The sequence below is a fragment of the Serratia sp. DFXYC6 genome (genome assembly GCF_057196085.1).
The window spans coordinates 774124-787904 of sequence record NZ_JBXUNV010000001.1 but is presented as its reverse complement, the minus strand read 5'-3'; the positions used below and the strand labels follow the sequence as shown (position 1 = coordinate 787904).

Genomic DNA, 13781 nt, shown 5'->3' with positions numbered 1-13781 from the left:
AGTCACCCCTATTAATCAAATACGTGTACGGCGCCACAGGAATAATCAAGAGCGATGCGCAAATTAACCAGCATTTCGTCACCCGGTAATGAGCAGGTGCCATAAATATCGAATAAAATCGCCAGCACATACGATTGGCGTTCATTCACTACAGGCACCACACGAATCGTTTTCGGATCCAGACGCGGCTCAAACGAAGTAATGATTCTTTGTATATGTCTCGCCAGCGTTAACGGATCGGTATTAATCGGTATGCGTTGGCTCAGCGACGGCAGGCCATAATTCAATACCGAACTTTCGCTGTGCGCATAATCATGAAGTTTCAAATCAGCGCTGCGCGATGCGTCATTCAGTAAAAATTCGATATCACGCACCAAAACACGCCTCCAATTATCGGCGCTGGCGCTTTGATGTCTCACGCTGAGCTTATCGAATAGCATGGGCAATGACGCTTTCATTTAACACCTCGCGATAAGGCTTATGTCTGCCCGCAATCGCTGCGGGCAGACAGCCTGCAATTAGTGTTGTGACATCAATGATCAGATACGGGCATTAAGCTTGAGGTCATACCCCGTCTTAATTACCGCGCCCATGGAGCCATCATTGTTTTGCTCTTTGTACTCAACTTCGATACGTGCGAAATTCAGCTTGATAACGTCGGTTGGCAGCACGGTATCGATTTCAGTACCGATGGTGGAATTCAGCGGCATATTACCCACGGTCTTGAATGAGGAAACCAGGCAGTTGCTGAAGGTCACGGCAATGAAGTCTTGCTGACCCTGGCCTGATTTACGGCAAACAAGTTTTGCCTGAGGAATATGCTCGCCGGTGGCGCACATCAGGAACAGTTTCGGCGAAGCCTTATTGCTCACCATGCGAAACTCAAAGTCTTTCATCTCGACTTTGCCTGAACCGCCGCCGCTCCCGAACCCCCAACGGCCGGCGTTTTCTTCCGCCCATTGCCAGGCTTGCAGCTGAATCCAGCCAGGGTAGGTTTGGTCGGGTGATTCACCATCAACACCCTCAATTTTCAAAAAATAGTCTACTAAAGCTTTCGTGCTCATTTTTTGTCTCCTTGACTGATAGGTCTACTTCGTTAATTGAAAAGTCTATTCAGATAAGTCGTTATATTGCCTACGCGATCATTGAAATAGCGACAATGAGAACCCATTAGCCATTAATAAATAGCAATAGCGTAAAAAACAGCGCCACTAAATTTCAATGAAATATCAATTCCCACCAACGCCATTTAATAATTAACGTCGGCAATATCCAAACCAATGACCAGCCGTAACTTATCTGCTCCCATCTTTTTTGGCTGACGGAAGTTTTGATACAAGTCGCAAGGACACGGTCATGCCTTCCAACTGGTAATGCGGGCGCAAATAGAAATGCGCGCGGTAATAACCCGGATCGTCTTCCACATCCTCAACGCGCACCTCGGCGGCGGCTAATGGACGACGCGCCTTGGTCGCCTCGGTCGATACGGAAGGATCGCCATCGACGTAGTTCATCAGCCAGTCATTCAGCCACAGCTGCATATCGTCTCTGGAACGGAAAGAACCGATTTTGTCGCGCACGATGCATTTCAAATAGTGCGCGAATCGGCACGTGGCGAAAATATAAGGCAAGCGCGAAGACAGCTTGGCGTTGGCCGTCGCGTCGGGATCCTCGTATTTCGCCGGCGCGTGCATGGTGCAAGAACCGATAAAAGCGGCGAAATCGGAATGCTTGCGATAGACCAGGGGCAAGAACCCGGCGTCGGAAAGCTCTTGCTCGCGCCGATCGGAAATGGCCACTTCCGTCGGGCACGTCAGTTCATATCCGCCCTCATCGGAAGGAAACGCGTAGGCGGGCAGTTCTTCCACCGAGCCGCCGGATTCGATGCCGCGAATCTTCGAACACCAGCCGTACTCATGGAACGCGCGGTTGATGTTGACGCCCATCGCATACGCCGAGTTGGCCCAGGAAAAATCATCATCCACATCCGGCCTGACGGACTCCTCGAAAGCGAACTCTTCGATCGGGTTGGTTTTCGCCCCGTAAGGCAAACGCGACAGGAAACGCGGCATCGTCAACACCAGGTAACGCGAGTCGTTGCTTTCGCGCAGGCGGCGCCAGGACGCATATTCCGGCGTGGTGAAAATCTTGCCGATATCCCGCGGGTTGCCCAGTTCGTTCCACTTGCTCATCTGCAGCAGCGACGGCGACGCGGCGGAAATGAACGGGCAGTGCGACGCCGCGGAAATTTTCGCCAACTCGGTCAGCAGCGTGACGCTCATCGGGCTGTGATCGAATTCAAAATCGCCGATGATGCAACCGAACGGCTCGCCGCCGAACTGACCATATTCCTGTTCGTAAATCTGTTTGAACACCGGGCTTTGATCCCAGGCGGAGCCCCGATAGCGGCGCAAATTGCGCGTCAGCTCATCCTGACTGATGTTCAACACCCGGATCTTGAGCGTTTCGCTGACGTTGGTGTTATCGACCAGATAACTCAGACCTTGCCAGGCGGACTCCAGCTTCTGGAACTCCTTGTGGTGCAAGATATTGTTCATCTGTTGCGAAAGCTGTTCGTCGATCTGGGCAATCAACGATTCAATGGTCAATACGACATCCTGGCTGACCTTGACCTTGCCTTTGTTGGCATATTCGGACAGCGTGCCGATAGCCCGACGAACCGCTTCCGAAGCCTCGTTCGTTCTGGGCCGGAATGAACGCTTGAGCAAACCGTCAAGCTCATTTTCCGTGTCCTGCGTTTCAACTTCAGCGACTGCCGTAGCCTGCTGCTTAGCCGAATAGCGTCGTTGCCTCGCTCTCATTCCTCATCTCCTTTATTGCCGGGATCCTGCACATCCTGTTCCGCATCCGCGACCGTTTTACGCGCATCCGTCACCAAACGATGCAGAAAATCGGGTTTCTCCAGCAGATTCTTCACCACTTCTTCCGCGCTGGATTTACCATCCATATAGGTGATCAGCTCCGTGAGATGCTCCCGGGCTTCAAGCAGGCGTTGCATCTGCGGAACCCGTTTGGCGATGGCGCCAGGCGTGAAGTCATCCATCGATTCAAACTCCAATTCCACGTCCAGCAACGCATCGTCTTCGCTCAGGGTGTTCTCTACGTAAAATTGCAGACGAGGCTTGATGGCGCGCATGCGATCGTTGAAGTTGTCCTGATCAAAGGTCAGGAATTTCCGCTCTTCGATCGGCAGCAAAGGCTTTTTCCGATGCCCAGAGAGATCGGACATGACCCCCGTAACAAAGGGCAACTCCACTTTCTTTTGTGAACCGTAAAGCTCTACGTCATATTCAATTTGCACGCGCGGCGCGTTATTTTTACCGATAAATTTCTGAGAGCTTGAGTCCTTAGCCATTGGAAAACTCCTTTGTGATAAAAATTACTTCCCGGACAATTGATTTAACGAGGCCAGAGATTCCGGCAAAAGCTCCTCAACAATCGTCGCGAAGTCCATACCGATCATTTTTTGTGAACGTCGAATAAGAATGGGGGCCGGATGGCTGGGCTCATAGTTTTGGAAATAGTCCAAAACCTGATCCAACAGCAAGATGACATCCTGCCGGGAACGGATATATTTGCCGGGCATGGCGACAGGCGCGTCAGCATCCGGCGAGTCAATCTCCGCGTCATCCCGTTCAGCCGGCAATTCCTGCTGTTCCAGTGAAGCCAGCTGGCGGCTGAACTGTTTCAAATAGTCGCGTACCTGCCGGCAGTCCAAACGATAATCTTCAGCCTGCAGATTGGCGTAATTCTCGACGCGCTCCAGCGCATCGATTTCCAGCGCCAATTGCTCTTTCAGCGAAGGCAGATTTCTGCCGGCAAAATAACTGTCGGCTTGCCCCAGCACCTTTACCACCTCCGAAAAATGCAGGCTTTTGCCTTCCTGCTCGTCAAGCCGCATATTCAGCAGCTCGTCGGTGGTTAACGGCGTGTCGGGAAAAATCTTGCTGTTCTTGATTTCGTGCAGACAGGACGATGTGGCGAGCCACCCTAATGCGGCCGCATGAAAGCTGTCCGATGAGGGTTCCATGTCCGCCTGAGGGAAAATGGTGGCGCCCTCCTCGGCATATTTGGCGTCAATATCCTTAATGCCCTGGTAGAAGGCCGAAAAACCGTCGATATGAAGATTGGCGCGCATAAACCACAGCACGACATGTAAATCGAAGCACTGTTCCAGCAACGCGGCAGACTGCTCGCGAATGGCGTGCCAATTGATATCACGCGCATTGTCTACGGCATTAAGCGGATCGGTTTGGCTGTCATATTCCGAAAGCGTGAATTCAATTTCACTGTATCGTGGATCAAATTCGACGCCATTCACTTCCGTTGAGATGACTTCATTCATGGCCTGATATCCTTTTCAATCAGCACTAGAAACATAAAGCCTAATAAAGCGGGCTTTTACGTTCGCCAGTCTTTCCCAGAGTCCTTTTAGCGTAAGTTAGTCGTCACCAAGCTCGCAAATTGTTTAGATGTATTAATATTAACAACAATAATAGATTGAACCTATCAATAGAATCACAGTGATCGGTTTAAACTATTTTACATTTACATATTTATTTTTTACTTTTAAAATCAATAAATTGCAAACAATAATTATGCAAGCTAAGAATAGGAAAAAAATCAAAAACTGCCCTAAAAACAACGTTCCATCCTTGGTAGGATAATTCCAGTAATACCACTGGATACAAATAATTTAATTAGCAAATGATAACCACAGTAAATAGTGAAATTTTTTCATAAAACCATGACAGCCAGTCGTTTCTTGCAAGCGGGTAGCACGCAATGATCAATAGAAGACGATGGCAGTGTGACTTTCATTTCCAGCACTCAGTACTTACACATGCGAAACCTGGTGTGAAAATAAACAATTTGGCGAGAGTTTTGATTATTAATTTTAAAGCTAAAGCACAGATTAACATTCCGCCGTGGTGCACCGAATACCTATTGGTACACAAACAGCCTGGTGGATAAAGCATCATTCTTTTATAGTTAACTCAGGGTAATGATCAGAATCATTTAAGATTCAATTCCCCTTCGTGTGTGTTCTCATACGGCTTACCGCGGCAAAAGCATCACTGCGGTAAAGAGTCTCGCAGACTAAAGTGGCATTAGAGATATCATTTACTATAACGGCAAAATAACCACGTAAGCGCTGCAACGACAGGAACCGTGTTAAGACCAGCGATCTGTTCCATATACAAGAAATGTTTCCCTAACTGATAAGACCACTAATTTGATACTAGCAAAGGCAAACCCAATATCAAGAAAAAATATTATTTTTTTAATAAAAAAATAACAAATCAATATACATAAAACAAACAATTCAATAACTTAAAACAGCGCTGAATCGATTACTTTTACGCCAGGAAAAATAGTTCATGGGAATTTACACCCCCTTCATAACCCTCTCAGTCAATCTCCCTCATTCTCTTCGGCATTGAATTGTCATCAAAAAATAAGAAAATCTATAAAAATAAAACCCGCCACAGGCCGTACGCCCCACAGGATCAACTTTCGCAAGGCAAAATAAGCAAGATAATTCCCAATAAAAAGGCCGAAAAAAAGCGTTAATGATTTAGCGGTTCAAAATAAAAATAAAGGTAACTCTATTGGGTTATTAAAGCGAAAACGCGCACCTTTTCATTGCTGCAAAAAAACCTTATGAATCTTTACGTTGCCTGTCCTTTGACAATCCTTGATGAAAACGCAAATCGGGTAGCCAACACATACAGAAAAGAGATGGGCTACGCGGCGGGCCACCTCTGCCGATGACTTTTCTCATCCCCGGTTCGGCCCGTGCGCACAGGTCATTCCACCTAAAGATCAGGCCGCACCGCCGGCCTCGCCCGGCGATTTAACGCCAAGCCGCCGTTTTCCTGATCCAGAACAGCTTTCGCATTCATCCGACTGATATATTGATTGAAAATCATTCCTATTCAGGAGAAAAAGCCATGGTTAAGTCACTCAATGCGGTATTCACTCGCTTTTTTGACCACCCGGACGCCGGCAAATTGGCGCTCAGGCTAACCTTCGGCGGACTGATGCTGTTTCACGGCGTGGCGAAGATTCAGCACGGCGTCGGCTGGATCGCCGGGGCGTTGCAGGAACAGGGGCTACCCGCCTTCATCGCCTATGGCGTATATGTTGGGGAGATCCTGGCGCCGATACTGATCATTTTGGGGCTGTTCACCCGCCCCGCCGCGCTGGTTTACGCCTTTACGCTGGTGGTGGCGTTTTTGATGGTGGGCACCGGCAAGGTCTTCACCGTCACCGACGTCGGCGCCTGGGGCATTGAAAACGAGCTGGTGTTCTTTATGGGTGGACTCGCCATCCTGCTGCTGGGCAGCGGCAAATACGCGATCGCGCGGAATGAAGCCTATCGGTAAGCGGTAGCATTAATAAGGAGGTTCTTGGTTTGAACCTCCGCTGTGCGGAAGCGGCGTTTAACGATCGGCCAACCGGTATACCGGAACCTGGCGCGTCGTGCCGGTCAGGGTGTCGAAAATCTCCGTTTCCGCCGTCACGATCGTCATGCCGGTTTTTCTTAGCCTGCGCACTTCGGCGGCGATGCGCTGTATGCCGAACCAGAACAGTCCGTCCAGCGCCGTGACGCGCAGCCCCTGCTCCAGCGCCAGCTTAAGCCGCTCACGCGGCGCCTTGAGCGCTTTGGCGATTTCCCGGTAAGGCAGCGCGTCCACGCCCGACGCCGAAGTTCGGTGAATACGGGTCGACAGGCCATATTGGAAGGCCTCAGGCACGTCGCTTAAATCGCTTTTCAGGCTGTAAACGCAGCCAAAGCGCTTACCGTTGAACACCACATTTTTTTGACTGATCGACAGCTCATCGCGCAGGCCGGCAATCAGCTGCGGCGCCCGCACCAGCAATAAGCGAAACGGCAATTCGAAACTGGTCACATAGTCCACGTTGAGCAGCGCAATGCGCAGACGCTGTTCCGCCCCGGCCTGCGTCTGGCGACACTCGTTCAACACCTCGCTCCACTGGCGCGCGAGCCGCGGGGCTTCATCCAGCGGCGCGAAGTGGTATTTCTCGATTTGGTAGTCGATCCTTTCATTCATGTCCGTTGGCCCCTGCCTCAGTCATCATGCCCTCAGCAAATTACCTTACCCGCGGGCAACAGTACAACACCGCGATGAGGTCACTCGGGAAATACGGCGCTGGCTTTCGCCGGAACGGACTACGCGGGCTCGATGAACAGCATCATGCGTTGCAGTGCGTCATCCAGGGCACTGAGCCCGGCATCATCCAGACAGGCCATCAGCTGTGCGTCATAATCCGCCACCCATTGCCTCGCCTGGTCAAAAATGGGACGAGACGCCGGCATGACGCGCAGATATACCGCGCGCTTATCTTCCGGATCGGGGAAGCGCGCGACCCACCCCCGATTAACCAGTTGGGTGATCGTACGGCCTAGCGCGGTGCGATCGGTCTGCGAATGCGCTATCACCTCGCTCATGGCCACGTCGCCTGGAAAACTGTAGAGAATGCGCAACGCGCGCCACTCATGGAGGCTGAGTCCTTGCAAAGCGAGTAACGCAGACAGCCGTTTTTCGCGGTGACGCACCACCTCCGTCATCCTGTAAAGCGCACCATTGGGCAATCCCATTCCCCGTCTGCCACTCTGCGTGCCTTTTTTTTCAGAATCCATACTGTTTCCAATTAGCCTCGACTTTTGCCCTGACCTGTTCCGGATAAGAGTGCCTGAAAGAGGCGGTACCCGCACGTGTTACGCCGCTGAACTGCTCGGGGAACAGGCAGTTGATGATGGCTTTGCCGCCGCTACCGCGCGCCTTGTCTTCTTCCGTCAGGTACGGCACCATCGGGAACTCGCGTACGTCCGGGAAGATAAAATGGTCGCGCGCCGGATGTGAACGCGTGGCCAACGCCCAAACCACCTGATCGATATCGACAATATCAATGTCATTGCCGACCAGGATCAGTTTGGGGATCAGGTAGCCCGCATGCGAGCCGAAGACCACCTCCGCCACCTTGCCGGCAAAATCCGCCGCGGTGGTATTCATTCCGGCCAGTTTTTCGATATCGACGGAGACCACCGCCCAACAGGTCGCCGCCTCATAGGAACACCAGACAAAGTCAACGGGCAAGGCCGCGCTCTGCAGGGTTTCCAGCAGCTGAGCCGAGATCATGGTGCCCCAGATCGTATGATTTTCTTCCGGCGGCGTGCCGGCGACGCAAATCGGCAAAATGGGGTCATCGCGAAACGTCACCGCACGCACATGAAACACCGGCTGTTCATGGCCTTGCTGGTGTTGATAGCCGTGATACTCCCCCATCGGCCCCTCCAGCGCCGTCTCCGTCAGGCTGATTTCACCTTCCAGCACAATTTCCGCATTGGCCGGCACCCAGAGATCGTTGGTTTCCGCTTGGGTGAGCGTAACGCTTTTACCGAGCAGCGCGCCGACATAGTCAGGCTCACTGACGCCGGCCGGCAACGGCATCCCCGCGACCGCCACCGCGGCAGGCGGCGCCCCGAGCACCATCGCCCATGGCGTAGGTTTCCCTTCTCGGCGCCACATTTCACGGATCATGCCGATGTGTTGGGTGGGTATCGCCGGGCCGGTGAGACGATTGCGATCGAGCATCATGAGCCTGCCGACTCCCCAGCTATGCCACTTTCCGTCCGGGGATTGCACGACATGGAACCCGTAAGTGCCGAAATAGCGCCCGCCATCCCGTTCATGCAACAGCGGTACCGGGAAGCGTTCCAGATCAACCTCGTCGCCACGCCAAATATTCTCTTTCACCGGACCGGTCGAACAATAATCCGGCGCAAACGGCTCCGCCTTCACCGCCCGGCGAATCGCCGCCACGATATCCCGCGGAGCGCTCTCCGGCGGCAGCCCAAAATGGAGGGCGAGGCGAGAATAGGCATGTTCCGCAGAAGCGAGCATGCCGGCCGGCGCGCCGAGGATGCGGGCTCCCGGCATCGCGCCCGCCACATGATGAAATAGCGGAGCCGAAAGCCGTTGCTCATAGACCCGGCGGCAGACAGCCGCTATCTCCAGGTCGGCGGAAACTTCCTGATGCACGTCGACCAAATCGTTTCGGCGACGCAATTCCTCAATGAATTGACGAAAATCCAGTGCGCAATCGAGCAAACTCATGGCAAGTCCTCCAGTCTCCAGGCGGTCAGCCCCTTCTGTCGCCCTCGTTTCGGGCAGGAGACTGATCATTTATGTGCATGTGCACACATATTAGTGCGCAAAAAATCGCGTGTAAATACACACTATCCTGGAGGCGTTGGGCATGTTTTCAGTCTGGCAAACTTTTCAAGGGATAGCGGACTCAGACCGTGCACGCCCCTGCCGGCAGGCATTATCGCCGTGACGGTTTCACACCTTCAGCGTGATTGGCATGCATAGCATTGGGCTTGCCGCAGGCGCCATACCGGATCCAAGCGCAACGTGGCTCACAAAATGAAGAACATAATCGCAAAATGCTATTCGTTGATATTGCACGAGTTATAATGCGAGAAAGGATCTCGGCCAACGCAAACCGGTTTCATATCCAACGGTTTACAAGCATTAGCGAAAGAAAAGGATTTTGATTCAATGGGGGAATAACGCGGGGTAAAGTGGCGGAGAGAGGGGGATTTGAACCCCCGGTAGAGTTGCCCCTACTCCAGTTTTCGAGACTGGTCCGTTCAGCCGCTCCGGCATCTCTCCTGACAACGCTTGCTATCATGCCCGCTTTTGCGGCATTTTTACAGCATTAGCATACCGCTGAACGTTCAAGTGATGAGTTTACGAGCAACCTGATGATTAAATGGCCGTGGAAAGCGACTCAACCCTCTCAATCCCAGGCAGACATCGAGGCCCAGTGGCAGGACGCGCTGGCGATCCCGCTGCTCTCGCCGCTGAATGAGCAGGAGCGGCAGCGGCTGGTGGCCGTCGCCGGGCAAATATTGCAGCAAAAGCGCATCGTGCCGCTGCAGGGGCTGCAGCTCACCTCGCAAATGCAGGCGCGCATCGCCCTGCTGTTCGCCTTGCCGGTGCTGGAGCTGGGCGCGGAATGCCTCGACGGCTTCAACGAAATTCTGCTCTACCCCACCCCGTTCGTGGTGGAAGACGAATGGCAGGACGAGATCGGTCTGGTGCACTCGGGGCCGGTGGTGCAGTCGGGCCAAAGCTGGGAACAGGGGCCGATCGTGCTCAACTGGCAAGACGTGCAGGACTCTTTTGACCTCTCCGGTTTCAATCTGGTGATCCACGAAGCGGTGCACAAACTGGATATGCGCAACGGCGGCGTCGCCACCGGCGTGCCGCCGATCCCGCTGCGCGAGGTGGCCGCCTGGGAACATGATCTGCACGCCGCGATGGAAAGCCTGCAGGACGAGATCGACATGGTCGGCGAAGAGGCCGCCAGCATGGATGCCTACGCCGCCACCGATGCGGCCGAGTGCTTCGCCGTGCTGTCGGAGTATTTCTTCAGCGCTCCCGAACTGCTGGCCGAACGCTTCCCGGCGCTGTATCAGCACTTTTGCCGCTTCTACCGCCAGGATCCGCTGGCGCGCCTGCTGCGAGACCAGGCGGAAAACGACGCGCAATGGGCTGATTGACGGGCGCATTGCTCAGATACCGAGCAGTCGCACCGCCTGGGGCAATTTAGCGTTGACACACCCGGAGCCGCTGGATATGATGCGCCCCGTTCACACGATTCCTCTGTAGTTCAGTCGGTAGAACGGCGGACTGTTAATCCGTATGTCACTGGTTCGAGTCCAGTCAGAGGAGCCATATTTAGAGAAGCCCGCTTAAGGAAACTTAAGCGGGCTTTTTGCTGTTGGGCGTTTAGAGCCCGCGTTGTTCCATCAGCAGCGCCAGATCGACCAAGCGGTTGGAGAAGCCCCACTCGTTGTCATACCAGGCGAGCACTTTCACCAGGTTGCCGCCGATCACCAGCGTGGACAGGCCGTCGATGATCGACGAACGCGCATCGCCCCGATAGTCGCTCGACACCAGCGGTTCATCGCTGTACCCCAGGATCCCTTTCAGCGGGCCGGACGCCGCCGCCGCGCGGAAAGCGGCGTTGATCTCCTCCACCGTCGCCGGGCGTTTCAGCGTCACCGTCAGATCGACGATGGAAACCACCGGCACCGGCACCCGCAGCGAATAACCGGTCAGGCGGCCGTCCAGTTCGGGGATCACCTTGCCGAGCGCCTTGGCCGCGCCGCTGGAGTAAGGCACGATCGATTCCGCCGCCGCCCGCGCGCCGCGCAGATCTTTTTCCGGCTGATCGTGCAGCGCCTGGCTGTTGGTATAGGCATGCGTGGTATTCATCAAGCCGTATTCGATGCCAAACGCCTGATGCAATACCTGCGCGGCGGGCGCCAGCCCGTTGGTGGTGCAGCTGCCGTTGCTGACCACCTTATGCAGCGCCGGATCGTAGAGCTGGTCGTTAACCCCCATGACGATGGTGATGTCGTCGTTCTTGGCCGGCGCCGAGATAATCACCCGCTTGGCGCCGCCGTGCGTGATGTGCACTTCCGCCTTGGCTTTATCGGTAAAGAAGCCCGTCGCTTCGATCACCACGTCCACGCCCACGCTGCTCCAGGGGATCTCGGCGGGATCGCGCTGTGAAAACACCTGAATCGGCCGGCCGTCCAGCAGCAGCTGGTTGTCGCCGGCTTCCACCCTGGCCGCCAGCGTGCCGGAAAGCGTGTCGTATTTCAGCAGGTGCGCCAGCGTCTTGCTGTCGGTCAGATCGTTGATCGCCACCACTTCAAAATCGCTGCGCCCCAGCGCCGCGCGCAGCACGTTGCGCCCGATCCTGCCGAAGCCGTTAATGCCTACTCTCACCATGATGCACTCCTCATTTGTGGACTTTGCCTAAAATCTAGCGCCGACCAGAAGCGGCGTAAATGACGTTTACCAATCAATTTACGCCAAATTGCGCGCATGAAAGCGTTCGCGGTATTCGCTCGGGGTCAGCTGCAGTTTGCGCTCAAACACCCGCCGCAGGTTAAGGCCGTTGCCGAAGCCGGTGGCTAAGGCAATCTGCTCGATACCTTCCGCGCTCTGTTCGAGGCGCTGCCTGGCGGTATGCAACCGCCCCTCTTCGACGAATTTGGCGGGAGAAATGCCCGTCTCGCGGGTGAACACCCGGGTAAAGTTGCGCGGGCTCATCGCCACGCGCTCGGCCAACCGATCGACGCTGAGATCGTCGGCGAGGTTTTCCAGGATCCAGGATTGCAGGTCACGGATCGGCCCCGGCGATTTGGCCTGGTTGAGCGGGTAGCGGCTGAACTGCGCCTGCCCGCCGGGGCGGCGCAGAAACATCACCAAGTCCTGCGCCACTTCGCGCGCCTGCACGAAGCCGTAATCATCCTCCACCAGCGCCAGCGTCAGATCGAAGCCGGAGCTGACGCCGCCGGAGGTCCAGATCGGCCCGTCCTGCACGTAGATTGGGCCGTTTTCGACCTGCACCCGCGGGAAGCGCGCCTGCAGCGTTTCCGCCAGCCGCCAGTGGGTGGTCGCCCGCCGCCCGTCCAGCAACCCGGCTTCGGCCAGCAGCAGTGCGCCACCGCAAACGGAAGCGATACGGCGCGCCTGCGGCGCCGCGCGGCGCAGCCAATCGGCGACCAGGGCACCCTCTTCTTCGGTCGCCCCCTTGCCGGCGACGATCACGGTATCGCGCGGCAGGGCCGGATCGAGATCCGCCAGGCGATGATCGGCCAACAGGCTCAGCCCGGACAGGCCGTGCACCACCCGGTGAGATTGCGTGGTGGCGACCGCGATCTGATACAGCGGCGTCTCGGCAGGGCTCAGGCGATTGGCCTGCATCAGGATATCGGCGATGCCCGCCGCTTCGAACAGCATGCCCCCTTCAGGGACGATAATCAGGAATGAGTGCATGGCGATAATATAAATAACAATCAAAACAGGCCAGGCGACCACTGTATAAGAAAAGCCCCGTCGGTTCACCCTGCGGGTATAAAAAAGCCCGCCGATAATCACCGACGGGCCAGGAAGGAACGGCCATCAAGCCTGCGGCAGGTTCACCCCGCCGGCGCGTGCCAATTGCGCCAGCAGCGCCGTTTGAAACGCCTCGTCGTGTACCGCGGCGTGAGGCTCGAACCGCTGCTGATGATGCCAATAGCCGCCGGAAATCAGTGCCTGCGGCTCATCGCTGCTCACCAGCCACGCCTGCGTCACGTGTCCCAGCGCCAGATCGTCGGGCGCATCCGCGCCGCCCATTTTGGTTGGCACCCAGCCGGGATCGACCGCGCTGCTGATGACGCCGGGCCACAGGCGCGCCACGGCGGCGGCCAGCGCGGTGACGAACAGCTTGCTGTCCGAATAGGAGCCGGCTGCGCCGCCAAGCCAGTCCACGCCGTTCAGTTCCGCCACGCCGTCAAAGTGCATGCTGCTGCTCAGGTAGACGATGCGATCGGGGCGTTCGATCAGGGCCGTCAGCAGATAGGGCGCCATCACGTTCACCGGCATCACCTGCGGCCCGGTGAACATGCCGGCGTTGTGGATCACCGCATTCGGGCGGCCAAGACGATTCACCTGCTCGGCGACCTGCCGGATCTGCTGCACCTCGGACAGATCGCCAATCACCGCCTGCGCGCCCTGATCCAGCAGATCGCGCACCGCCTCCAGACGGCCGGGGGCGCGCGCATGCAGGATCACCTGATGCCCTTCCTCCAACAGCGTTTGCGCGGCGGCGCGGCCCAGCCCGTCGACCGAACCGGTAATGAAAATGCGTGACATGCCACT

Annotated in this window: 13 protein-coding genes and 2 tRNA genes; 3 read left to right on the top strand and 12 right to left on the bottom strand. The window is 55.5% G+C overall.

What is annotated here, in order from left to right; translation table 11 throughout:
- Positions 1 to 11: 11 nt before the first annotated feature.
- The 5 genes from AC2CGQ_RS03905 to AC2CGQ_RS03885 all read right to left on the bottom strand — a co-directional run bounded on the left by AC2CGQ_RS03905 (position 12) and on the right by AC2CGQ_RS03885 (position 4366).
- Positions 12 to 458: a type VI secretion system baseplate subunit TssE gene (locus tag AC2CGQ_RS03905; protein WP_015378391.1), complete on the bottom strand. Its 447-nt coding sequence runs from the start codon at positions 456 to 458 to the stop codon at positions 12 to 14.
- 81 nt (positions 459 to 539) lie between these two features.
- A complete protein-coding gene (locus tag AC2CGQ_RS03900; RefSeq protein WP_004935369.1) occupies positions 540 to 1064 on the bottom strand; it encodes an Hcp family type VI secretion system effector in 525 nt (174 codons plus the stop codon).
- Between the two features lie 231 nt (positions 1065 to 1295).
- A complete protein-coding gene (gene tssC / locus AC2CGQ_RS03895) occupies positions 1296 to 2822 on the bottom strand; it encodes a type VI secretion system contractile sheath large subunit (protein WP_004935371.1) in 1527 nt (508 codons plus the stop codon).
- Positions 2819 to 3376 carry a type VI secretion system contractile sheath small subunit gene (gene tssB / locus AC2CGQ_RS03890; protein ID WP_004935376.1) on the bottom strand — a complete coding sequence of 186 codons (558 nt, stop codon included), beginning with the start codon at positions 3374 to 3376 and terminating at the stop codon, positions 2819 to 2821. The genes tssC and tssB overlap by 4 nt, the downstream gene beginning before the upstream one ends.
- A 24-nt stretch (positions 3377 to 3400) precedes the next feature.
- A complete protein-coding gene (locus AC2CGQ_RS03885) occupies positions 3401 to 4366 on the bottom strand; it encodes a type VI secretion system protein TssA (protein ID WP_004935378.1) in 966 nt (321 codons plus the stop codon).
- 1609 nt (positions 4367 to 5975) lie between these two features.
- On the opposite strand from AC2CGQ_RS03885, the gene AC2CGQ_RS03880 reads away from it, so the two are divergent.
- Complete coding sequence (locus tag AC2CGQ_RS03880; RefSeq protein ID WP_076740686.1) at positions 5976 to 6410, top strand: DoxX family protein; 435 nt, start codon at positions 5976 to 5978, stop codon at positions 6408 to 6410.
- A 57-nt stretch (positions 6411 to 6467) separates the two neighbouring features.
- On the opposite strand, the gene AC2CGQ_RS03875 is transcribed toward AC2CGQ_RS03880, so the two are convergent.
- The 4 genes from AC2CGQ_RS03875 to AC2CGQ_RS03860 form a co-directional block, all read right to left on the bottom strand.
- A complete protein-coding gene (locus AC2CGQ_RS03875) occupies positions 6468 to 7100 on the bottom strand; it encodes an ECs1377 family protein (protein WP_484593487.1) in 633 nt (210 codons plus the stop codon).
- 119 nt (positions 7101 to 7219) lie between these two features.
- Positions 7220 to 7690: a MarR family winged helix-turn-helix transcriptional regulator gene (locus AC2CGQ_RS03870; RefSeq protein ID WP_015378395.1), complete on the bottom strand. Its 471-nt coding sequence runs from the start codon at positions 7688 to 7690 to the stop codon at positions 7220 to 7222.
- Positions 7680 to 9167 (bottom strand): UbiD family decarboxylase, encoded by a 1488-nt coding sequence (locus tag AC2CGQ_RS03865; RefSeq protein WP_015378396.1) that lies wholly within the window; start codon positions 9165 to 9167, stop codon positions 7680 to 7682. The genes AC2CGQ_RS03870 and AC2CGQ_RS03865 overlap by 11 nt, the downstream gene beginning before the upstream one ends.
- Before the next feature lie 471 nt (positions 9168 to 9638).
- Positions 9639 to 9728 (bottom strand) — tRNA-Ser (locus AC2CGQ_RS03860).
- Positions 9729 to 9820: 92 nt separating this feature from the next.
- Between AC2CGQ_RS03860 and mtfA the strand changes: the two genes are divergently transcribed.
- Positions 9821 to 10621, top strand: a complete 801-nt coding sequence (gene mtfA / locus AC2CGQ_RS03855; RefSeq protein ID WP_004935401.1) for a DgsA anti-repressor MtfA — start codon at positions 9821 to 9823, stop codon at positions 10619 to 10621.
- Between the two features lie 99 nt (positions 10622 to 10720).
- Positions 10721 to 10796 (top strand) — tRNA-Asn (locus tag AC2CGQ_RS03850).
- 54 nt (positions 10797 to 10850) lie between these two features.
- Here the strand turns inward: AC2CGQ_RS03850 and gap are convergent.
- The 3 genes from gap to AC2CGQ_RS03835 form a co-directional block, all read right to left on the bottom strand.
- A complete protein-coding gene (gap, locus tag AC2CGQ_RS03845) occupies positions 10851 to 11861 on the bottom strand; it encodes a type I glyceraldehyde-3-phosphate dehydrogenase (RefSeq protein WP_015378397.1) in 1011 nt (336 codons plus the stop codon).
- Between the two features lie 78 nt (positions 11862 to 11939).
- Complete coding sequence (locus AC2CGQ_RS03840; RefSeq protein WP_004935441.1) at positions 11940 to 12914, bottom strand: GlxA family transcriptional regulator; 975 nt, start codon at positions 12912 to 12914, stop codon at positions 11940 to 11942.
- A gap of 126 nt (positions 12915 to 13040) precedes the next feature.
- Positions 13041 to 13775, bottom strand: a complete 735-nt coding sequence (locus tag AC2CGQ_RS03835; RefSeq protein WP_004935444.1) for an SDR family NAD(P)-dependent oxidoreductase — start codon at positions 13773 to 13775, stop codon at positions 13041 to 13043.
- Positions 13776 to 13781 lie beyond the last annotated feature (6 nt).

Coding starts and splice junctions, on each gene's coding strand:
- AC2CGQ_RS03905 (WP_015378391.1), bottom strand. CDS start 458: ATGAAAGCGTCATTGCCCATGCTATTCGATAAGCTCAGCGTGAGACAT.
- AC2CGQ_RS03900 (WP_004935369.1), bottom strand. CDS start 1,064: ATGAGCACGAAAGCTTTAGTAGACTATTTTTTGAAAATTGAGGGTGTT.
- tssC (WP_004935371.1), bottom strand. CDS start 2,822: ATGAGAGCGAGGCAACGACGCTATTCGGCTAAGCAGCAGGCTACGGCA.
- tssB (WP_004935376.1), bottom strand. CDS start 3,376: ATGGCTAAGGACTCAAGCTCTCAGAAATTTATCGGTAAAAATAACGCG.
- AC2CGQ_RS03885 (WP_004935378.1), bottom strand. CDS start 4,366: ATGAATGAAGTCATCTCAACGGAAGTGAATGGCGTCGAATTTGATCCA.
- AC2CGQ_RS03880 (WP_076740686.1), top strand. CDS start 5,976: ATGGTTAAGTCACTCAATGCGGTATTCACTCGCTTTTTTGACCACCCG.
- AC2CGQ_RS03875 (WP_484593487.1), bottom strand. CDS start 7,100: ATGAATGAAAGGATCGACTACCAAATCGAGAAATACCACTTCGCGCCG.
- AC2CGQ_RS03870 (WP_015378395.1), bottom strand. CDS start 7,690: ATGGATTCTGAAAAAAAAGGCACGCAGAGTGGCAGACGGGGAATGGGA.
- AC2CGQ_RS03865 (WP_015378396.1), bottom strand. CDS start 9,167: ATGAGTTTGCTCGATTGCGCACTGGATTTTCGTCAATTCATTGAGGAA.
- mtfA (WP_004935401.1), top strand. CDS start 9,821: ATGATTAAATGGCCGTGGAAAGCGACTCAACCCTCTCAATCCCAGGCA.
- gap (WP_015378397.1), bottom strand. CDS start 11,861: ATGGTGAGAGTAGGCATTAACGGCTTCGGCAGGATCGGGCGCAACGTG.
- AC2CGQ_RS03840 (WP_004935441.1), bottom strand. CDS start 12,914: ATGCACTCATTCCTGATTATCGTCCCTGAAGGGGGCATGCTGTTCGAA.
- AC2CGQ_RS03835 (WP_004935444.1), bottom strand. CDS start 13,775: ATGTCACGCATTTTCATTACCGGTTCGGTCGACGGGCTGGGCCGCGCC.